The sequence below is a fragment of the Rhodococcus sp. P4_C10 genome, assembly GCF_056402135.1.
In genome coordinates this window covers 55673-75560 of sequence record NZ_JBFUHZ010000026.1, presented here as the reverse complement: position 1 = coordinate 75560, position 19888 = coordinate 55673, and the positions used below count along the sequence as shown (strand labels likewise).

General features: G+C 68.8%; 18 protein-coding genes. 5 read left to right on the top strand and 13 right to left on the bottom strand.

Annotated features, from left to right (window positions below):
• Window positions 1–8: 8 nt before the first annotated feature.
• The 3 genes from AC1DWC_RS17700 to AC1DWC_RS17690 all read right to left on the bottom strand — a co-directional run bounded on the left by AC1DWC_RS17700 (window position 9) and on the right by AC1DWC_RS17690 (window position 2612).
• Window positions 9–887 (bottom strand): heparin-binding hemagglutinin, encoded by an 879-nt coding sequence (locus AC1DWC_RS17700; RefSeq protein WP_477910097.1) that lies wholly within the window; start codon window positions 885–887, stop codon window positions 9–11.
• Complete coding sequence (locus AC1DWC_RS17695; protein ID WP_072842550.1) at window positions 880–1317, bottom strand: helix-turn-helix domain-containing protein; 438 nt, start codon at window positions 1315–1317, stop codon at window positions 880–882. The genes AC1DWC_RS17700 and AC1DWC_RS17695 overlap by 8 nt, the downstream gene beginning before the upstream one ends.
• Before the next feature lie 83 nt (window positions 1318–1400).
• Window positions 1401–2612, bottom strand: coding sequence for a DUF445 domain-containing protein (locus AC1DWC_RS17690; protein ID WP_477910132.1), 1212 nt, complete (start codon window positions 2610–2612; stop codon window positions 1401–1403).
• 260 nt (window positions 2613–2872) lie between these two features.
• Between AC1DWC_RS17690 and AC1DWC_RS17685 the strand changes: the two genes are divergently transcribed.
• On the top strand, window positions 2873–3583 hold the full coding sequence (locus AC1DWC_RS17685) for a TetR/AcrR family transcriptional regulator (RefSeq protein ID WP_477910130.1): 711 nt from the start codon (window positions 2873–2875) through the stop codon (window positions 3581–3583).
• Between the two features lie 48 nt (window positions 3584–3631).
• The gene (locus tag AC1DWC_RS17680) at window positions 3632–3991 is read left to right on the top strand and encodes a DUF4873 domain-containing protein (RefSeq protein WP_477910095.1); all 360 of its coding nucleotides are present in this window, start codon (window positions 3632–3634) and stop codon (window positions 3989–3991) included.
• Here the strand turns inward: AC1DWC_RS17680 and AC1DWC_RS17675 are convergent.
• The 3 genes from AC1DWC_RS17675 to AC1DWC_RS17665 form a co-directional block, all read right to left on the bottom strand.
• On the bottom strand, window positions 3988–4593 hold the full coding sequence (locus AC1DWC_RS17675) for a TetR/AcrR family transcriptional regulator (RefSeq protein WP_477910093.1): 606 nt from the start codon (window positions 4591–4593) through the stop codon (window positions 3988–3990). The two genes, AC1DWC_RS17680 and AC1DWC_RS17675, sit on opposite strands and share 4 nt — an antisense overlap.
• Window positions 4590–5285 carry a TetR/AcrR family transcriptional regulator gene (locus tag AC1DWC_RS17670; RefSeq protein WP_477910091.1) on the bottom strand — a complete coding sequence of 232 codons (696 nt, stop codon included), beginning with the start codon at window positions 5283–5285 and terminating at the stop codon, window positions 4590–4592. Before AC1DWC_RS17670 ends, AC1DWC_RS17675 begins: the two co-directional genes overlap by 4 nt.
• 105 nt (window positions 5286–5390) lie before the next feature.
• Window positions 5391–6938: a flavin-containing monooxygenase gene (locus tag AC1DWC_RS17665; RefSeq protein ID WP_477910089.1), complete on the bottom strand. Its 1548-nt coding sequence runs from the start codon at window positions 6936–6938 to the stop codon at window positions 5391–5393.
• A 200-nt stretch (window positions 6939–7138) separates the two neighbouring features.
• Between AC1DWC_RS17665 and AC1DWC_RS17660 the strand changes: the two genes are divergently transcribed.
• Entirely contained in the window at window positions 7139–8002 is an 864-nt protein-coding gene (locus AC1DWC_RS17660; protein ID WP_477910087.1) for a polyphosphate kinase 2 family protein, read from the top strand.
• 30 nt (window positions 8003–8032) lie between these two features.
• On the opposite strand, the gene AC1DWC_RS17655 is transcribed toward AC1DWC_RS17660, so the two are convergent.
• From AC1DWC_RS17655 to AC1DWC_RS17645, 3 genes are all read right to left on the bottom strand, one after another.
• On the bottom strand, window positions 8033–8254 hold the full coding sequence (locus tag AC1DWC_RS17655) for a hypothetical protein (protein WP_477910085.1): 222 nt from the start codon (window positions 8252–8254) through the stop codon (window positions 8033–8035).
• A gap of 96 nt (window positions 8255–8350) precedes the next feature.
• Window positions 8351–8914 carry a type 1 glutamine amidotransferase domain-containing protein gene (locus tag AC1DWC_RS17650; RefSeq protein ID WP_477910083.1) on the bottom strand — a complete coding sequence of 188 codons (564 nt, stop codon included), beginning with the start codon at window positions 8912–8914 and terminating at the stop codon, window positions 8351–8353.
• 83 nt (window positions 8915–8997) lie between these two features.
• On the bottom strand, window positions 8998–10038 hold the full coding sequence (locus AC1DWC_RS17645) for an NAD(P)-dependent alcohol dehydrogenase (protein ID WP_477910081.1): 1041 nt from the start codon (window positions 10036–10038) through the stop codon (window positions 8998–9000).
• Window positions 10039–10230: 192 nt separating this feature from the next.
• On the opposite strand from AC1DWC_RS17645, the gene AC1DWC_RS17640 reads away from it, so the two are divergent.
• Window positions 10231–11799, top strand: a complete 1569-nt coding sequence (locus AC1DWC_RS17640) for an endoglycoceramidase I (protein ID WP_477910079.1) — start codon at window positions 10231–10233, stop codon at window positions 11797–11799.
• Here AC1DWC_RS17640 and metE read toward each other — a convergent pair.
• The 4 genes from metE to AC1DWC_RS17620 form a co-directional block, all read right to left on the bottom strand.
• Window positions 11696–13990, bottom strand: a complete 2295-nt coding sequence (metE, locus tag AC1DWC_RS17635; protein ID WP_477910077.1) for a 5-methyltetrahydropteroyltriglutamate--homocysteine S-methyltransferase — start codon at window positions 13988–13990, stop codon at window positions 11696–11698. The two genes, AC1DWC_RS17640 and metE, sit on opposite strands and share 104 nt — an antisense overlap.
• Before the next feature lie 157 nt (window positions 13991–14147).
• The gene (locus AC1DWC_RS17630) at window positions 14148–15044 is read right to left on the bottom strand and encodes a 3-hydroxybutyryl-CoA dehydrogenase (RefSeq protein ID WP_072842539.1); all 897 of its coding nucleotides are present in this window, start codon (window positions 15042–15044) and stop codon (window positions 14148–14150) included.
• 168 nt (window positions 15045–15212) lie between these two features.
• Window positions 15213–16502, bottom strand: coding sequence for an isocitrate lyase (gene aceA, locus AC1DWC_RS17625; RefSeq protein ID WP_072842538.1), 1290 nt, complete (start codon window positions 16500–16502; stop codon window positions 15213–15215).
• 537 nt (window positions 16503–17039) lie between these two features.
• Entirely contained in the window at window positions 17040–18158 is a 1119-nt protein-coding gene (locus AC1DWC_RS17620) for a lipase family protein (RefSeq protein ID WP_477910075.1), read from the bottom strand.
• Between the two features lie 294 nt (window positions 18159–18452).
• Here AC1DWC_RS17620 and ramB point away from each other — a divergent pair, with 294 nt between their 5' ends.
• A complete protein-coding gene (gene ramB, locus AC1DWC_RS17615; protein WP_477910073.1) occupies window positions 18453–19865 on the top strand; it encodes an acetate metabolism transcriptional regulator RamB in 1413 nt (470 codons plus the stop codon).
• The last annotated feature ends 23 nt before the right edge of the window (window positions 19866–19888 follow it).

Here is a 19888-nt window from a genome sequence, read left to right as displayed (position 1 = left end):
GTCGACGACTACGCGTCGGTCGCCTTCTTGGCCGGAGCCTTCTTGGCCGGAGCCTTGGAGGCGGCGACGGCCGCGGCCGTGGGCTTGGCAACCGGCGCAGCGGCCGGCTTGGCGGCGGCGGGCTTCGCGGCGGCGGGCTTCGCGGCGGCGGGCTTGGCGGCGGCGGCAGGCTTGGCGGCGGCGGGCTTGGCGGCCGCGGCAACCTTGGCCGGGGCGGCCTTGGCGGCGGCGCTCACCTTGCTGGCGGCGGACTCGGTGGTCGACTCCGCCTTCTCGCCGGCACCGACGAAGCGGCTCGCGACGTTCTCGCCCGCGTCGGACACGGCATCGCTGACCTCGTCGGCGACGTCGCTGATCTTCTCGGCGGCGCGACCGGCGAACTTGGCGGCCTGCTCGCCGACGGCGCGGGTCTGGCGGGCCACGGTGCCGAGGGCCTCCTCGGTCAGGGTGGCGGCGTCGCCGAGCACGGACTCGGCGCGCTCGATGCCCTCTTCGACGGCCGGCTGGTTGCGCAGCCGCTCGACGGTCTCCTCGCCGCGCTCGGCGAGCGAGGTGTAGATGTCGGACGCGACCTTCAGGTACGCCTCGGCGACCTTGCGCAGCTCCTCGGCGGTGAACTTCTCGCGCAGCTCGGCAAGCTCCTCGGGCAGCTCGGACGGCAGCCCGGCGAGGCGCTCGCGTAGCGCCTCGACACCCTCGTTGAGGTCGTCGGCGAGGCTGGCGAAGCGCTCACGGGCACCGTCCACGGTGGCACTGGCGTCGACACCCTCGTCGGCACGCTGGCGCACCTGGGCGACGACGTCCGCGACGGCCTGGACGACCAGGTCGCCCGCGCCGACGGCGGCGTACAGGGGGGTCTTCACACTGTCGAAGCTGAGGTCAGTCATTGGTGTTCTCCTGTTCAACGGATGAGGAATCGAGACGGGGGTTGTTCTCACGACAGAACGACTCGTAGATCTCGAGAAGCACCTGCTTCTGACGTTCCGTGATGGCCACGTCGGTGAGCAGGGCGTCGCGCACCGGACTGGCCGCGCGCTGTTCGAGAAATCCGGCCTGCATGTACAGCACCTCCGACGACATCCGGAGGCCCTTCGCGATCTGGCCGAGCACCTCGGCCGAGGGCTTGCGCAACCCACGTTCGATCTGGCTCAGGTAGGGATTGCTCACGCCGGCCAACTTCGACAGCTGACGCAGCGAGACCTGGGCGGCCTCACGCTGCGACTTGATGAAGCTGCCGATGTCCTGCGCCGCCGAGCTGACCACCCGCGCCGCCACGTCTCCGGCACTGTCGCCGTTCGGCTTGGGCTCGTCGGTCATCGCACTCCCTCACTGGTGGGTGAAATCCACGCTACGGGAGGGTGCTAACTATTGCAAGCACTCTTGTTAGCAGTCGGTGACGATCAGGCAAACATCAGCTGCGAGAGCGCGTAGATCCCCAGTCCGGCGAGGGCGCCGACCACGGTGCCGTTGATCCGGATGAACTGCAGGTCGCGTCCCACCTGCAGCTCGATCTTGCGACTGGCCTCGTCCGCATCCCACCGGGCCACCGTGTCGGTGATGATGCCGGTGATCTCGGCGGTGTAGTTGGCGCTGACGTAGCGCGCCCCGCTGTCCAGCCAGCCCTCCACCTTGGCGGCGAGGTCCGGCTCGTCGCGCAGCCGCTCCCCCAGCCGCATCACGGTGTCGCGGGTCTTCGCGCGCAGCGCGCTCTCCGGGTCGTCCACCGACTCCAGGATCATCCGCTTGGCGACCTTCCACGCCGCCTCCGCGGCACTGGTCACCTCCTCCCGGCCCATGATCTCGGCCTTGACCTTCTCCGCCTTCGCCATGGTGGCGGGGTCGTGCTGCAGGTCATCCGCGAAGTCGACCAGGAACCGGTTCGCCGCCTGGCGGACCTCGTGCTCGGGGTTGGACCGGACCTTCCAGGTGAACTCGACGAGTTCGCGGTAGATCTTCTCGCCGAGCATGGCGTCGACGAACTTCGGCGACCAGGACGGGCTGTCCCGGTCGATCACCCGGTCGATCGTCGGCTGGCTTGCCAGCGCCCACTGGTGGGCCCGCTCGGCGAGCAGGTCGAGCAGGGGCAGCTGCCGGTTCTCCTTGATCAGCTCGGCGAGGACCTTCCCGATCGGCGGCCCCCACGCCGGCTCGGCGAGCCGCCGCACGATGGTGTGGTCGATGATCTGCTGGACGTCCTCGTCGCGGAGGACGCTGACGAAGCCGCGCAGGATCGTCGCCGTCTCGGCCGCGACCCGGGCGGCGTGCGCGGGTTCTGCCATCCAGGTCCCGACGCGCACGGGGATCTGCGCCGCCCGCACCTTCTCCGACACCACGTCGGGGGCCAGGAAGTTCTCCCCGACGAAGCTGCTCAGGCTCGTGCCGAGCTGGTCCTTCTTCTTCCGGATGATCGCGGTGTGCGGGATCGGCAGGCCCAGCGGGTGTCGGAAGAGCGCGGTCACGGCGAACCAGTCGGCGAGCGCACCGACCATGCCCGCCTCCGAGGCCGCGCGCACATAGCCGACCCACTCGCCGGCGCCACGCGTCTCCTGCCAGCGACAGAACAGGTAGACGACACTGGCGAACACCAGAAACGAGGTCGCGAGCAGCTTCATACGGCGAAGGTCGCGTCGTTTGGCGGAGTCGTCCGTCACCGTCGTTTGCGTCACGTCGCCATTGTGCCGAATCCCGGCGCCGGCGGGATTTCTCCGCGACACCGCGGGGGACGCAGGCCCACACGGAAAACACACCTCTAAGCTGGTCGGAAGATCGAATCTGAACGGATGTGGCAAACCCAGTGCCGAAGAAGACAGCGCCGACAACAGAGGACCCCGGCCACGCCGAGGCCACGCAGGCCGACCCCGGGGACGACGGGGTGGCCACGGATGCCACGACGACGGACGCCACGACAGACAAGCCCGACGGCCGCAAGCGCCGGTGGCGCAACCACAAGATCGCGCGGCGCGAGGAACTCGTCGACGGGACCATCGCCGCGATCCGCGCCCGTGGCCGGGACATCGGCATGGACGACATCGCCTCGGAGATCGGCGTCTCCAAGACCGTGCTGTACCGGTACTTCAACGACAAGAACGACCTGACCAGCGCGACCATGATGCGGTACGTCGAGACGATCCTGGCGCCCCGGATGTACGCGGCCATCGGCGGCGACATGGACGAGTACGAACTGACCCGCGGGGCGATCACCGCCTACGTGGAGACGGTGGCCTCGGACCCCGAGGTGTACCTCTACGTGATGGCGAACAGCGCCGGCCCCAACCGCGACGTGGTCGCCGAGTCGGAACGGATGATCGCCGAACTGCTCTCCGCCGTGCTGGGCGAGCGGTTGCGGCTGATGGAGATGGACTCGGGCGGCGCCGTGCCGTGGGCCTACGGGATCGTCGGGGCGGTCCAGTTGGCCACCCACTGGTGGATCTCCAACAAGTCGATGACCGCCGAGGACCTCATCGACTACCTGACCATGATGACCTGGGGCGGGGTCACGGGAATCGCCGCCGTCGCCGGATCGCCGGCCCGTTTCAAGACCATCCCGCACCCGCTGGTGCCCGATGCCACCGAGGACCGCTGACCTCCCCGCCACCCTTGTGTAACTCGCGGTGACAGATACCCTGTGGGGGTGAGCGAGGCGGACGCCGGCACCGGCGTGGAACACAACCGGCCCGACGGCTACTCCGGACGGGCGCTGGTCACGGTCGGCCATCGCCCCGCCCTCACACTGGATGTCCAGCTGTCCGGGCACTTCGAGCCGATCAGCGGCCGTTACCTCTGGCAGGGTCGGGTCCGTGGGCTGACCGACGCACTCGGCCCGGCCGACTCGCCGTGCCCCGGCGCCGAACTGGAGATCGAGACACCCCAGGGCGTCGGCGTCGCGCGAGTCACGGCCGTCGACCTGTGGGGCAGCCACCTGGTCGAGGCGGTCTCCGGACGCCCCTTCACCGCCCTGTCCGAGGACCGGCTGGGCGAACCCGGCGACTAGATGTGTCCGACCGGCACCGCCGCGATCCCGGACCGCAAGAAGTCGACCAGTGGCTGGGTGAGGTCGTGGCCCGAGCGGCCGTCCTCGTCGAGCGACCCGGTCGCCGCGAGCAGCAACGTGGCCGCCATCGCCTCGCCGGCCACCGCGAAGTCCAGGCCGGCCCGCAGGTCTCCGCTGCGCACCACCTCGGCGAATGCGTCCGCGGCGAGTTCACCGAACTGTGCCAGCAGCGCGAGCAGTCGATCCATCACCGCCGGGGCCACGGCGGGTGCCTCGAACACCACGAAACGCACCAGCGCCGACTCGTGCTCGACCAACGCGTGCAGGCGGTCCGCCACCGCCCGGAACACGTCGAAGAACTCGTCCAATGTGCGGGCCTCGCGCAGCCGGTCCTCGACGATCCGCTCCCGGATCAGCTCGAGTCCACGGTCGATCACGGCGTCGAAGACCTCACGTTTGCCGTCGAAGTAGTTGTAGAAGGTGCCGTGTGCCAGCCCCACGGCCTCGACGATGTCGGCCACCGAGCAGTTCGCGTAGCCGCGCGAGACAAACAGGTCGGACGCCGTGCGCACCAGTTGGTCGCGGCGCACCGGGCCGGTCACCGCGCGGACCCCGCTGCGTGCACCGACCCCGGAACGGCGCCCTGCCCGCGAAGCCCGAACGAGACCATCGCGACGATCGCCTGGTTCTGACGCGTCCGATCCACGCCGCGGGGGCCGCACCGCAGGCCCCGCAACAGCGCGGGCCAGAGCAGGCCGAGGATCGCCCGCGACACCGCGTCGGCGTCGAGGTCCGACCGCAGCCAGCCGCGGGCAACACCGTCGTCGAGCGCAACGGCCACCAGTCGGGCCAACTCCTGCTCACCGCGCACCCACCGTCGACTCCCGTGGCCCTTGACCGCGTTGGCCTCGACCAGGACCAACCGGAGCAGGTGGGGCGAGTCCTCGAGCACCCCGAAGAGTCGGTCGCAGAACCCGCAGATCCGCTCGACCAGGCAGTCGACCGAGTCGACGGGCAACAGCAGCGCACGTCCGTCGACCATGTCCACCAGTTCACGGAGGCACCTGTCCATCACGTGGTCGAGAATCTCCCGCTTGCTGTCGAAGTAGCGGTACACGGTGCCCAGGCCCACCCCGGCCCGCGCCGCCAGGTGCGCCGCGGTGGTGGCCTCGTAACCGCGTTCGGCGAACGACTGCGCGGCCGACGAGAGGATCTGCTCGCGACGGGCCGCGGCCAGGCCCGCCTGCGGCGGACGGCCGCGCCGCACCGGCGCGCGCTCCTCGAGCGCGGTCACCTGCACAAGCCCAGTCGGCGTCGCGGCAACTCAACTCCCATCCATGCCATGGTCGAGTAAGTATGTGGCAAAAGGACTTTAACAAGAGGCCTCGGCTTCGACACTTCACGACCTCGCGCCGACAGCGTCGACCGGGGAGGCTGCGCGGCCACCGATCAGGTCGAAATCCGCCGGGTCGACTGTGCGGGTGCGTAGCCAGTACTGCCACGTGAACCCCGGCCAGATGGTCCGGTTGACACCCTTAAGGTCCAGATACCAACTGACACAACCGCCGTTTGTCCACACCCCCTTCGACAGTTTGCGCTGGATGTCGACATTGAACCGATCCTGCACCCCAGGGCGCACCGAGATCGCCTCTGCCCCACTGTCATTGACCAGGCGCATCGCGTCCAGCGCGTAGCGGATCTGTTGCTCGATCATGAACACCACGGAGTTGTGGCCGAGCCCGGTGTTCGGCCCCAGCAGGAAGAAGGCGTTGGGGTAGCCCGCCGCGGTGATGCCCAGGTGCGTCGCGATGCCGTCCTCGTTCCACCGCGCGAGAAGTCCGCGGCCGCCGACGCCCACCAGGTTGACACTGCCGAATCCATCCGTCACGTGAAACCCGGTGGCGTAGATGATCGCATCCACCTCACGCTCGGTGCCGTCCGCCGTGACGATGCCGGTCGCGGTGACCCGCTCGATCCGGTCGGTCACGACTTCGGCATTCGGCCGGGCCAGTGCCGGGTAGTAGTCGTCGGACCCGACAATTCGCTTGCAGCCGATCCGGTAGTCGGGCGTCAGCCGACGTCGCAGGCCGGGGTCGTCGATCGACCTGGCGATGTTGCGCTTGGCGACCCGCTCGAGCGGCGCCAGCAGATTCGAGTGCCCGTTGAGCCCGAGCGCCAACGCCTCGGACGTCCAGTAGATACCCAGGCGGAAGATCCTGCGCAGCAGGGGGATCCGACGAAAGGCCCGGCGCAGCCGCGGATCCACGTCGAAGTTCTTACGGGGCACCACCCAGGCCGGCGTGCGCTGGTAGAGCTGCAACTGTTCGACCTTGCCGACAATCTCCGGCACGATCTGCACGGCGCTGGCGCCGGTGCCGATCACGGCGACCCGCCTGCCGGTCAGGTCGTAGTCGTGATTCCACCGCGCCGAGTGGAAGGCGGTGCCACGAAAGGTCCCCGCACCGGGCAGCGCCGGGAGGCTCGGTACGTGCAACGCACCGATGCCGGACACCAGGAACTGCGCGATGTACTCGGTGCCGTCGGTGGTGCGGACATGCCAACGGTTCTCCGCCTCGTCCCACCGCCCGCCGGTGCTCGTACGACCGAAGTGGATGTTGCGGTACAGGTCGTACTTGTCGGCCAGCGCCCGCAGGTACCGGAGGATCTCCGGCTGTCCGGACCACATCTGCGACCAGTCCGGATTCGGCTCGAACGAGAACGAGTACATGTGCGAGGGCACGTCGCAGGCGCAGCCCGGGTAGGTGTTCTCGCGCCAGGTGCCGCCGACCTCGTCGGCCTTCTCCAGCACCACGAAGTCGCGTCGGCCCGACTTGACCAGCTGGATGGCCATGCCGAGCCCGGAGAACCCGGTCCCGATGATCAGCACCCGGGTCCGATGCACCCGCCGACCGTTGCCGACCTCGGCGGACTGGGCCGACGCACTCACCGGGCACCCCCGACCACGTCGTCGTCATTCGCCACTCGCATGCCCGCTCCCATGCAACCGCCACGGGCTGACCACCCGGCGTCCGATACCTGACGGAACAGGCATCGTGTGCGGGGCGGCCCACCTGCACTGTCAACACTAGCCGGACTCGCCCGGCCTGGTTTCGGTGCGAATCCCGGCGGACATGACACCCTGAACCCATGGCCAAGAACTCCAGTCAGGGCTGGGACGTCCCCGCCATCGAGGCGGTCCGAGTCACCCCGGACACCCGGGTGTCCGGACTCGACACCAGGGGCACGCCGGGGTTCGTCGGCGACAAGGAACTGGGCGAGAAGCTCCTAGAGGAACGCGGCGCCTACCTGTCGTCGCTGCAGGAGAAGTTGTACGCCAACGGCCGGTCCGAGCAAGAGCACAGGTCAGTACTCCTGGTGCTGCAGGGCATGGACACCGCGGGCAAGGGCGGAATGGTCCGGCACGTGATCGGCCACGTCGACCCGCAGGGCGTCGACCACGCCTCGTTCGGGGTGCCGACGGCGGAGGAGAAGCGGCACCACTACCTGTGGCGAATCCGCAAGGCACTCCCCCGGAACGGCCAGATCGGAGTCTTCGACCGGTCCCACTACGAGGACGTCCTGGTGGTGCGGGTGCACAACCTGGTGCCGCCGGCGGAGTGGGAACCCCGCTACGACGAGATCAACCACTTCGAACGCGAACTCGTCGACGCCGGCACCACGCTGGTGAAGGTCGCGATGTTCGTCTCGCTCGACGAGCAGAAGGAGCGCCTCGCCGAACGGCTGGACCGCACCGACAAGCACTGGAAGTACAACCCCGGCGACGTCACCGAACGCGGGCACTGGCCGAAGTACCAGGAGGCCTACCAGGCCATGCTGGACCGCACCTCGACCGACTACGCGCCGTGGCACGTGGTGCCGTGCGACCGCAAGTGGTACAGCCGGCTCGCGGTCACCGAACTGCTCATCGACGCGCTCGAGCGGCTCGACCTGGACTGGCCGCCCGCCAACTTCGACATCGAGGTGGAGAAGGCGCGACTGGCGCAGTCCTGAGCCACCGCCCCGGATCGTAGGAGTGCACGGTCAGGGGAAGTGCGGCGTCTCCAGGTGCAGTTTGTGGTCGTGATGGATGGTGCCGCCGACCACACCGATGGCGGTGCCGATCGCGACCAGGCAGACCATCCCCGCCATGACCGCCCAACCGCCGTACCCGGACCCGGCCGCAACGATGAACGACCCGGCGGCCGCCACGGCGATCAGGGTGAGCGTGAAGCCCATCCAGGATGCGAACAAGTTCAGTTTCATCGTTGACCCCTCACCTGACGGACCTGTGGTCAACTCGACGGTACGCCCGGCTCCCACGATTCGACAGGGCTCGAGCCCCGGCGGGCCGGGGATGCCTCAGGCGCCGGCGGGCTGGGGATGCTGGGTCAGCTTGCCGACCGTGGCGGCACAGAAGTGATGCAGGTCCCCGCTGCCGCGGCTGGTCACCAGGCTCCGGTCCACCACCACCGCCTCGTCGACGTAGTGGCCGCCGGCGTTGACGACGTCCACCCGCAGACTCGGCGAACCGGTGAGGGTGCGCCCCTCGACCGCACCCGCCTGGATCAGCAGCCACGGGGCGTGACCGATCGCGGCAACCGCCTTGCCGACGCGCATGAAATGCCGGACGAACGCCATCGCATGCTCGTCGAGCCGAAGCCTGTCGGCGTTCAGCATTCCGCCGGGCAGGATCAGCCCGTCGTAGTCGTCGACACTCGACCGCGAGACCAGCGCGTCCACCGGGAACCGGTCCGCGGTGATCACGTCCGCGCGATACGCCTGGATGTCACCCGGCCCGACGGAGAGCAGTTCGGTGGTCCCGCCCGCGTACTCCACCGCGCGGCGCGGCTCCTCGAGCTCGTCCTGCTCCACACCGTCCACGGCCAGTACCGCCACGCGGCGGCCTTCGAGTTGCCTGGTCATCCCCGACTCCTTCGCAACGCCTGACCCAGTATGGCCCGACCGACGCACCCGCGACCAGGGGCAGCAGCCCGGAGTCCCGGGGTCTAGAGGGTCGCGGTGTCGATCACGAAGCGGTAGCGCACGTCGCTGCGCACCACCCGGTCGAAGGCCTCGTTGATCTGGTCCGCGGCGATCACCTCGATCTCCGCACCGATCCCGTGGGCGGCACAGAAGTCCAGCATCTCCTGGGTCTGCGCGATCCCACCGACCATCGACCCGGCCAGGCTGCGCCGGTTGGCCGCCAGCGAGAATCCGCGCACCTCGATCGGCTTCTCCGGCAGCCCGAGCTCGACGAGTGCACCGTTGACTGCGAGCAGCGACATGTAGGCGTCCATGTCGAGGTTCACCGACACGGTGTTGAGGATCAGGTCGAACCGCGAGCGGAGTTCCTTGAACGTCGCCGGGTCGCTGGTCGCGTAGTAGTGACTGGCCCCGAACCTCAGGCCGTCGTCCTGCTTGCTCAGCGTCTGACTGAGCACCGTCACCTCGGCGCCGAGCGCGTGTGCGATCTTGACCCCGACGTGCCCCAGTCCGCCCATCCCGATGATCGCGACACGTTTGCCGGGACCGGCTCCCCAGTGCCGCAGCGGCGAGTAGAGCGTGATTCCCGCGCACAACAGCGGCGCCGCGACGTCGAGGGCCAGGCTGTCCGGCACGGACAGCACGAAGGACTCGGTGACGACGATGTGGGAGGAGTAGCCGCCCATCGTGTACTCGCCGTCCGGGGTCCGGGAGTTGTAGGTCTGGACCACCCGCGAGACGCAGTACTGCTCGTCGCCCGAGGCACACGCCTCGCAGGTGCCGCAGGAGTCCACGAAACAACCCACCCCGACGCGGTCACCGACGTCGTGCCTGGTCACCTCGTCTCCGACGGCCGCCACGATCCCGGCGATCTCGTGCCCCGGCACGACGGGATAGTGCGTGCCGCCCCACTCATTGCGCGCGGTGTGGATGTCGGAGTGGCAGATGCCGGCGTACTTGATCTCGATGAGCACGTCGAGCGGGCCGAGGTCACGACGCTCCACGGCGGTCTTCTCGAGCGGAGCATCGGCCGAGGTCGCCGCGTAGGCGGAAGCGGTAAGCATGGGTAAATACCTACCCCTTGACCGGGCCGACCGCACAATCGCGCAACTAATTAGTTGTGATCAAGATCTCAACACGTGATCAATGAGATTTGCATCACACAATTTGCCAGCTACGCTGTCGCGAACTAGACAACCGTCCAACTCAGTCGACCGTAACCCGATGCCCTCCACTGGCCGAACCCGAGGAGACAGATGCGCAGGCTACTTTCGCTAGGAATCGCAACCGCGGTGATCGGCGGCCTCATGTTCGCGGCGCCGCTCGTCGCGGGCGCCCAGGGCCTCGCCCCGGCGCCCGCGGGCAAACTCCACTCCCAGGGCAGCGCGCTGGTCGACGAGTTCGGCCGCACCGTCCTGCTGCACGGCGTCAACAACGTCGACAAGGAGGCGCCCTACCTCAATGCCGGCGACGGTCTCACGGTCACGCCTCAGGATGCCGACCTGCTCGCCCAGCACGGGTTCAACACCGTCCGGCTCGGGGTCTCGTTCGACGCGATCATGCCGGAGCGGGGCCAGATCGACGACGCCTACCTCGGCCGGGTCGCCGACACCGTCGACGTGCTCGCCGCCCGCGGCATCCACGTCCTGCTCGACAACCACCAGGACGGGCTCTCGAAGCCCTGGACCGGCAACGGCTTCCCCGCGTGGGCGATCGAGGCCCGGCCGACCGCAGGCGAGCCGAACCCCGGCTTCCCGCTGTACAACCTGATGCCCAGCATGAACAGGGGCTGGGACGAGGTCTGGAACAACACCCACGGCGCCCTCGACTACCTCGGCGACGCGCTCGCCGCGCTCGCCACCGAGGTGAAGGGCAAGCCCGGCGTGATGGGCATCGAACTGCTGAACGAGCCGTGGCCCGGGTCGCCCTTCCTCACCTGTTTCCCCGGGGGCTGCCCGGACTTCGACCGCAAGTACCAGGCGGCGATGCAGAAGCTCACCGACGCGGTCCGTGCCGCCGACCCAGCGATCCCGGTCTACTGGGAGCCGAACGTCACCTGGAACCAGCTGATGCCGTCCAACCTGGCCAACCCGCCGAAGACGCCGGCCATCACCGACCCGAACATCGTCTTCGCCCCTCACGACTACTGCATTCCCAGCCAGCTCGCGATCTACCTGGGCCTGCCGGAGGGACTGAAGGCCCTGTGCACCACGACGCAGGACAACACCTGGGCCAACATCGACGCGGTCACCGAGCGCGCCGACATCCCGTCCGTGATCACCGAGTTCGGTGACGGGGACCCGACCGTGCTGGCCAACACTCTCGAGCGTGCCGACGAACGCTTCGTCGGCTGGCAGTACTGGCACTACAGCAGCATCTTCGGCCCCAGGGGCGGCACCGACCCGTTCCTCGGAGCGATCGGCCCGCAGCTGGTGCGCACCTACCCGCAGGCCACCGCCGGCGCTCCCGGGAAGATGAAGTTCGACGCCGACAACGGCGACTTCATCTACCGGTACACCCCGAAGGCCTCGACCAAGCCCACCGAGATCTACGTCTCCGACCTGCACTACCCCGACGGCTACGTGGCCGCGGCGGAAGGCGGCACGATCACCTCGGCGCCGGGTGCCCGTCTGGTCACCGTGCAGGCCAGCGGGACCGGCCCGGTCACCGTCAAGGTCCACCGTCCCCACTCTGCGTTGCTCTACCTACCGGTGCGTCCGCCTACGACGCGTTGCTCGCCAGCTCGTCCCGGCGACGCAGCCGCCGGGCCGCCGCCACCATGTTGCGCAGCGCCGGCTCGAGCTGCCAGTAGTGCCGGGTCTTGAGGCCACCGTCCGGGTTCGCCCAGAGCCGGTCCAGGTCCACCGACTTCGCGGCCTCGCTGAGCAACTCGTCGAGCTCGTCGATGTCCGGGATCCGCGCCGAACGGCTCTCGTACACACCGGGTCCCACGCCGTGGGTGAGCTTGCGCTCCTTGATGGCCTCGAGCACCCAGGAGATCGAACGGGTTGCCACGATCGCCGTGACATCGCAGTCCATCCGCTCGATGGCGTCGACCACCGACGCCTGACTGGTGTAGGCCAGGTGGGTGTGGATCTGCGTCTCCGGCTTCGCGCCGCCGGTCGCCAGGCGGAAGGCGTCGACGGCCCAGCCCAGGTACTCGGTCCGCCCACCCGCCCGCAGCGGCAGCAGCTCGCGGATCGCCGGCTCGTCGACCTGGATGATCGCGATGCCGGCGGCCTCGAGGTCCGCGACCTCGTCCCGGATCGCCAGCGCCAGCTGGTCGGCCGTCTCGTGCAGCGGCTGGTCCTGCCGGACGAACGAGCGGGCCAGCATGGTGACCGGGCCGGTGAGCATGCCCTTGACCGGCTTGTCGGTCAGCGACTGCGCGTAGGTGGCCCACTCGACGGTCATCGGTCCGCGCCGGCGCACGTCACCGAACAGGACCGGCGGACGCACGCAGCGGCTGCCGTAGGCCTGCACCCAGCCGTTGTGCGTGAACGCGAATCCGTCCATCAGCTCGGCGAAGTACTGGATCATGTCGTTGCGCTCGTGCTCACCGTGCACCAGGACGTCGAGGCCGATGTCCTCCTGCAGCCGGATCGTCCGCTCGATCTCGGTCTGGATGAGCTTGACGTACTCGTCCCGGCCGAGCCGGCCCTCGACGAGTTCGTACCGCGCGGTGCGGGCCGCGTCGGTCTGCGGGAACGAACCGAGCGTGGTGGCGGGCACCTTAGGCAGGCTCAGCTTCTGCTGCTGCGCGACCCGGCGCTCCTCGTACGGCGCGCGGACCCGGTCCGAGTCCTTGATGTTGTTGACCCGTTGGCGCACCTCGTGCTTCTGCTTGAAGTGCACCGACGTCGGCTTCTTGCGCCAGCGCTCCGACGGTCCCTCGCTGAGCGCCTTGGCCAGCGAGACCACCTCGCCGACCTTCTGCTTGGCGAAGGCCAGCCGGTCCGCGACGTCGCCGTCGAGGTCCCACTCGGCCAGCACGTCGTACGGGACGTGCATCAGCGAGCAGGACGTGGAGACGACCAGGTCCGGGATCACGTCCCTGAGGGCCGCGAGATAGGTCAGCTTGCTGACGTTGTCGCTGCGCCAGACGTTGCGGCCGTTGACGACACCGGCGTAGACGCGCTTGCGCTTGAGCCCGGGGATCTTCGCCAGTTCCTCGGGGCCGACCTTGCCGTAGACCAGGTCGAGACCGAGCGCCTCGACCTGGGTGGCGGCCAGGATCGGCAGGGCCTCACCGAGGTTGCCGTACGGGCCGGTGACCAGGATCCGCGGGCGCAGCGGCGCATGCGAGAGCGTCGCGTAGGCGCGTCGCAGGGCGTCCAGCTCGTCGGCGGTGCGGTCCTGGGTGAACGCCGGCTCGTCGAGCTGGATGCAGGTGGCGCCGGCCTTCGCGAGCTTCTCGAACAGCGCCTCGTACTGCACCAGCAGCGGCTCGAGCAGGTCGAGGGTCGAGAACCCTTCCGCCGCACCGGGACCGACCTTGGAGAGCAGCAGCAGCGAGACCGGGCCGAGCACGACGGGACGCAGTTCGATGCCGCGCGCCTTGGCCCGCGCGAACTCGTCCATGAGGGCGTCGGAGTGCAGCGAGAACTCGGTGTCCTCGTCCAGCTCGGGCTGACGGTAGTAGTAGTTCGTGTCGATGTACCGGACCAGCTCGAGCGGCGGGAAGTCGGGCCGGCCGCGGGCCATGGTGAAGTAGAAGTCCAGCTCGTCGAGCTCGCCCTGCAGCGGCGCGAACCGGGTCGGCACCGCGCCGAAGAGCATCGCGTTGTCGAGAACGTGGTCGTAGTAGGAGAACGTGTTGCCGGGCACCTGCGTCAGGCCGGTCGCGGCGAGCTCGCTCCAGGTCTGCTCCTGCAGCTCGCGGCCGACCGCGACGAGCTCCGACTGGGTGCTCTTGCCGTGCCAGTACGCCTCGAGTGCGCGCTTGAGTTCGCGTCGGGGTCCGATCCGCGGGTATCCCAGGATGCTGGAGCCGTAGGTGGCTGCGCTGCTGGTCATCGTGTCGACCTCTCCATGATGTGTCGCTGCCGTCTAGATGTTCACTGCCGCCGAAATGTCACTCCCCGTGATGCGCTACGCGCCCGTGCACCATTTTCACTGTGACAGCTGTGAAAAGGCGCACGGGCGCGGGACGCATACCAGTGTGTGTCTCTGGCTAGCTGGCTTGCTTGCTGGCGCGGCCGTTCTCGCCGTACTCGTAGAAGCCGGCACCCGACTTCTTTCCGGTCAGTCCGGCCTCGACCATGCGCAGGAGCAGCGGGGGCGCCGAGTAGAGCGGCTCCTTGAACTCCTCGTACATCGAGTCGGCGATGGACTTGACGGTGTCCAGGCCCACCAGGTCGGTCAGCGCGAGCGGACCCATCGGGTGAGCGAGGCCGAGGACCGTCGCCTTGTCGATGTCTTCCTTGGTGGCGAAACCGGACTCCACCATGCGGATCGCGGAGAGCAGGTACGGAACCAGCAGCGCGTTGACGACGAAGCCCGAACGGTCGGCCGACCGGACGACCTGCTTGCCGAGGATGTCGCTGGCAAAGGCCTCCGCGCGCTCGGCGACGGCGGCGCTGGTCTTGAGCGTCGTCACCAACTCGACGAGCGGGAGGACCGGAACCGGGTTGAAGAAGTGCATGCCGATGACGCGCTCGGGACGCTTGGTGGTGATGCCGAGCTTCATGATCGGGATCGACGACGTGTTGGACGCCAGCACCGCGTTCGGGTCCGTGACGATGGAGTCGAGTTCGGCGAAGATCTCACTCTTGATCTTCTCGTCCTCGAGGACGGCCTCCACGACGAGCTGTCGGTCCGCGAAGTCACCGAGATCGGAGGTGAAGCGCAGGCGCCAGGCGGCCTGCTCACGCTCACGCTCGGTGATCTTGCCGCTGCTCACGCCGCGGTCGAGCGAGCGCAGGATGCGTGAACGTCCGGCGGCTGCGAGCTCGCGAGTCTGCTCGAACACCAGAACGTCGACATGGGCGCGGGCGCACACCTCGGCGATTCCGGAACCCATGATCCCGGCGCCGATCACGCCGACGCGCTGAATCTTTTCGCTGGTCACGTCGTATCTCCTCAACCTTGACTGCGCTTCGGTGACAACAGATTTGGCGAGTACATGGGTAACTCACCGGGTACTTCCAAAAGCCTCGGACTCCGGCACGGGCGGCCCGCAACGCGAATTGCGGACCGCCCGACTGGTGCGTTGAAGTCCCGGAGCGGCGGCTCGGGTCTAGTGGAACTGGCCCTCTTCGGTGGAGCCCTTCAGCGCCGCCGTGGAGGTGTTCGGGTCGACCGTGGTGGCGATGCTGTCGAAGTAGCCGGCGCCGACCTCACGCTGGTGCTTGATGGCGGTGAAGCCACGCTCCTCGGCGGCCTTGAACTCGCGCTCCTGCAGGTCGACGAAGGCGGTCATGCCCTCGCGGGCGTAGCCGTGCGCCAGGTCGAACATGCCGTAGTTCAGCGAGTGGAAGCCGGCCAGGGTGATGAACTGGAACTTGAAGCCCATCGCGCCGAGCTCCTTCTGGAACTTCGCGATGGTCGCGTCGTCCAGGTGCTGCTTCCAGTTGAAGGACGGGGAGCAGTTGTAGGCCAGCAGCTGGTCCGGGAACTCGCTGCGGACGGCCTCGGCGAACTTCTTGGCGACCTCGAGGTCCGGCACGCCGGTCTCCATCCAGATGAGGTCGGAGTACGGCGCGTAGGCCTTGGCGCGAGCGATGCAGGGCTCGATGCCGTTCTTGATGCCGTAGAAGCCCTCGGCCGTGCGGGTGCCGTCGAGGAACGGGCGGTCGCGCTCGTCCACGTCGGAGGTGATCAGGGTGGCGGCCTCGGCGTCGGTACGCGCGATGACGACCGTCGGGACGTCCGCGACGTCGGCCGCGAGACGCGCCGAGGTCAGGGTGCGGATGTGCTGCTGGGTCGGGATGAGCACCTTGCCACCGAGGTGGCCGCACTTCTTCTCCGACGCGAGCTGGTCCTCCCAGTGCGAACCGGCGACGCCGGCCGCGATCATGGCCTTCTGCAGCTCGTAGACGTTCAGCGCGCCGCCGAAGCCGGCCTCGCCGTCCGCGACGATCGGGGCGAGCCAGTTCTCGACCGAGGTGTCACCCTCGACCTTGGCGATCTCGTCGGCGCGCAGCAGCGCGTTGTTGATGCGACGGACGACCTGCGGCACCGAGTTGGCCGGGTAGAGGCTCTGGTCCGGGTAGGTGTGACCCGAGAGGTTCGCGTCGCCGGCGACCTGCCAGCCGGAGAGGTAGATGGCCTTGAGGCCGGCGCGCACCTGCTGCACGGCCTGGTTGCCGGTGAGGGCACCGAGGGAGTTGATGTAGTCCTCGTTGTTCACGAGGTCCCACAGGATCTCCGAGCCACGGCGAGCGAGGGTGGCCTCCTCCACGACGGTGCCCTGGAGCTTGACGACCTGCTCGGCCGTGTAGTTACGGGTGACGCCCTTCCAGCGAGGATTGGTGTCCCAATCCTGCTGGATCTCAGCTGCGGTCTTCGGGGTGCCGGTGGTCGACATCGAGGCTCCACTCTCTTGTATCTGCTGGTCCGGTACGGATGTACTGCTTCACATCCTTGCCAGGCCCTTCTTGTGTACTTATCGAGAGTGGCACAACCAAAAACAGCCGTCTACCTGTTGCTAATGCCAATATTAGCTAGGTTTTCACCCCCCGTTGCTAACTTAGCTAAGTTCTGGCACGGGTTTCAGCGGCCCCGCCGGTCGGAAAGTTACCGGCAAGTAGGGGAAACCGGCAGGCAGCGGCGGTGGCGAGCCGGGGACGTCGATTCACACGAAGCGGCGGCCGCTGCGCGGAACCTGGCACCTCGACCGGGCCGGCTGTGATCGCAATCACGGACGCGGCGGGCCGACGAGCCGGTCCGGCCGCGGCGGGTTCTGACGGAGTCGATGACCCGCACATCCCTTTTGCCCATTTCACACACCCGTTGGGCGTGCATTCAGTGTGTGATCCGGTGAAAAGGTGTGTGATCCGGTGAAGGGGTGGGCGACGCGAACGACTGCCCGGCCAACGCGAACAGCGCGGCCCACCGAGCCCGCTCACCTGCCGAGAGTGCTGCACCCGGGCGCGACCGGGACGCCCGCGAGTCGGGCGTCGAGCCACGCGGCGGCCACCGGCGCACCGGACAGTGCGACCGTCTGGTGCTCGCCCTGGTACTCCTCGAGGCGCACCCTGGCACCGCGCGCGCACCAGTCGTCGTAGAGGTGCTCCGAGCTCTCCCGCGGAATCCAGACGTCCTGCTGCCCCTGGTAGAGGAACACCGGGGCGGTCGGCGCCGCCCCGCCCAACCGGTTCGCCGCCAATACCTCCCGCGCAATCGGGGTGTCGACGACGTGCGGGACGTCGGACAGCGCCTGCACCGGGACCGGCAGCAGGGCTCCGGCGGCTCCCAGCGCGGGCAGGCAGAAGTCCCGGGCGGCCTCGGCGAGACGCCAGCCGTTCTCGTTGAACAGGGACAGCAGTTCCGGGTACTCCCTGGCCACCCCGAGCGTCGCCCCCAGCAGCACCCCGGACGCCAGGTTCTTCCCGTTCATCGACTCCAGCAGGACCCGGCAGTCGGCGGGTGTGCCGCCGAACGCCGCACCGACGATGTTCAGCTCGGGCGCATAGGTCGGCGCCAGCTCCGCCGCCCAACCGCTGGCGATGGCGCCGCCCGAGTACCCGGTGATCGCGATCGGCGCGTCGGTCACCAGTCCGAGCGCGGGTGTGCGCACGGCGCCGCGCACCGCGTCCAGCACCGCGTGACCGGCCATCCGGCCCGCCGCGTACGCCTGCCTCGGCCCCTCGTGGTCGGTCACCACGACTGCGTCACCTCGGGACAGGAAGTACTGCACGGCAATAATTTCCAGCGTGCCACCATGGGTGAGCGTCCAGGACGGCGCACAGGCCTGTCCGAGCGAGTCGATGGCCATGTTGTAGGCCAGCACCGGCCTCGGCCCCGCCCCGGACCACGGCGCGGACGGCACGATGACGGTGGTCGCGACCGGCACCGGCCGGCCCTTCGCGTCGGTCGAACGGACCAGGAGCTGGGTGGAGACGACCGGGGCGGGGAGGGGCGACACCACCACCGGGCGGGTGTGCAGGACGGTGCCGGCGGCCGCGGACCCGAAGCCGGCCGGCGGGTCGAACCACCGGTCGCCGAGCGGCGTCGCGGCCACCGCGGGTGTCGTGCCGCGGCGGCGACGGGCCGGGATCCGGGTCCGCGACCGCGCCGGGCGCCAGCAGCGCGCACACCAGCAACGCCGCCCCGGCCGCCGCCGTCATCGAGCGAACGGACCCGCCGTTCGCCCGGCGTCGCCGGACCCGTGGGGTGCGGACCCGGCGCCTCGAGATGACCATCTCGGCCGCCCCTCGCTGTACCTGACACCAGCGTAGGAGCCGCCCGCGGCCCGCGCCGCTAATTCTGCAAACCATAGGTTGCCAAGCCTTCGAACCCCTCGTAGCCTGGTGAAATGGCCAAGACCTTCGTGGGAGCGCGACTGAGACAGCTGCGCGCCGAACGTGGGATGAGCCAGGCCGCGCTCGCCCAGACCCTGGAGATCTCGGCGAGCTACCTGAACCAGATCGAGCACGACGTGCGCCCGCTGACGGTGCCGGTGCTGCTGCGCATCACCGAGGTGTTCGGCGTCGACACCAGCTTCTTCTCCTCACAGGACGACACCCGCCTGATCGCCGAGCTGCGGGAGGTCGCGCTCGACCAGGAGATGGGCATCGAGGCCGACGCCCACGAGATCGCCGCGATGGTCTCCGCGCACCCGAGCCTGGCCAAGGCGATGGTCAACATGCACCGCCGGTACCGGAACACCACGATGCAGTTGGCCGCCGCCACCGAGGACCGGTACAGCGACGGCAGCGGCAGCGGCTCGATCACCATGCCGCACGAGGAGGTGCGGGACTACTTCTACCAGCGTCAGAACTACCTGCACGAGCTCGACACCGCCGCCGAGGACCTCACCGCGCGGATGCGCTTCCACCGCGGCGACGTGGCGGGCGAGATCGCCCGCCGTCTCGAGACGGTGCACGACGTGCAGATCGTCCAGCGCATCGACCTCGGCGAGGGTGTCCTGCACCGGTACGACCCCGTCGGCCGGGTCCTGGAGATTTCCCCGCACCTCTCGGGCGGTCAGCGGGTGTTCAAGTTCGCGGCCGAGCTCGCCTTCCTCGAGTGCGGCGACCTGCTGGACAAGCTCGTCGACGAGGGCGGCTTCACCTCCGACGCGTCACGCTCGCTGGCGAGGCTCGGCCTGGCCAACTACTTCGCCGCGGCCACGGTGCTGCCGTACGGCCAGTTCCACGACGTGGCCGAGGAGTTCCGCTACGACATCGAACGGCTCTCCGCGTTCTTCTCGCAGAGTTACGAGACCATCTGCCACCGTCTCTCGACGATGCAGCGGCCCAAGCAGCGCGGCATCCCGTTCTCCTTCGTCCGCGTCGACCGTGCCGGGAACATGTCGAAACGCCAGTCCGCCACCGGTTTCCACTTCTCGTCCAGCGGCGGCACCTGCCCGCTGTGGAACGTCTACGAGTCGTTCGCGTACCCGGGCAAGATCATGACCCAGATCGCGCAGATGCCGGACGGCCGCAGCTACCTGTGGGTGGCCCGCACCGTCGAGCGCCGCGCGGTGCGGTACGGCCAGCCGGGCAAGACCTTCGCCATCGGCCTCGGCTGCGAGCTGCGGCACGCCGGCCGCAGCGTCTACGGCGACGCGCTGGACCTCGACAACCGAGAGATCGCCACCCCGATCGGCGCCGGCTGCCGCGTCTGCGAGCGGACCAACTGCCCGCAGCGCGCCTTCCCGCCGCTCGGCAAGGACATCGACATCAACGAGCACCGCAGCTCGGTCTCGCCGTACCTGATCCACTGAGCCGCGTCACCCCTGCCGGCGTC

Bases quoted from the DNA above. Each gene is read 5' to 3' on its own strand.
- AC1DWC_RS17700 (WP_477910097.1), bottom strand. From the start codon at position 887: ATGACTGACCTCAGCTTCGACAGTGTGAAGACCCCCCTGTACGCCGCC.
- AC1DWC_RS17695 (WP_072842550.1), bottom strand. From the start codon at position 1,317: ATGACCGACGAGCCCAAGCCGAACGGCGACAGTGCCGGAGACGTGGCG.
- AC1DWC_RS17690 (WP_477910132.1), bottom strand. From the start codon at position 2,612: ATGAAGCTGCTCGCGACCTCGTTTCTGGTGTTCGCCAGTGTCGTCTAC.
- AC1DWC_RS17660 (WP_477910087.1), top strand. From the start codon at position 7,139: ATGGCCAAGAACTCCAGTCAGGGCTGGGACGTCCCCGCCATCGAGGCG.
- AC1DWC_RS17655 (WP_477910085.1), bottom strand. From the start codon at position 8,254: ATGAAACTGAACTTGTTCGCATCCTGGATGGGCTTCACGCTCACCCTG.
- AC1DWC_RS17650 (WP_477910083.1), bottom strand. From the start codon at position 8,914: ATGACCAGGCAACTCGAAGGCCGCCGCGTGGCGGTACTGGCCGTGGAC.
- AC1DWC_RS17645 (WP_477910081.1), bottom strand. From the start codon at position 10,038: ATGCTTACCGCTTCCGCCTACGCGGCGACCTCGGCCGATGCTCCGCTC.
- AC1DWC_RS17640 (WP_477910079.1), top strand. From the start codon at position 10,231: ATGCGCAGGCTACTTTCGCTAGGAATCGCAACCGCGGTGATCGGCGGC.
- metE (WP_477910077.1), bottom strand. From the start codon at position 13,990: ATGACCAGCAGCGCAGCCACCTACGGCTCCAGCATCCTGGGATACCCG.
- aceA (WP_072842538.1), bottom strand. From the start codon at position 16,502: ATGTCGACCACCGGCACCCCGAAGACCGCAGCTGAGATCCAGCAGGAT.
- ramB (WP_477910073.1), top strand. From the start codon at position 18,453: ATGGCCAAGACCTTCGTGGGAGCGCGACTGAGACAGCTGCGCGCCGAA.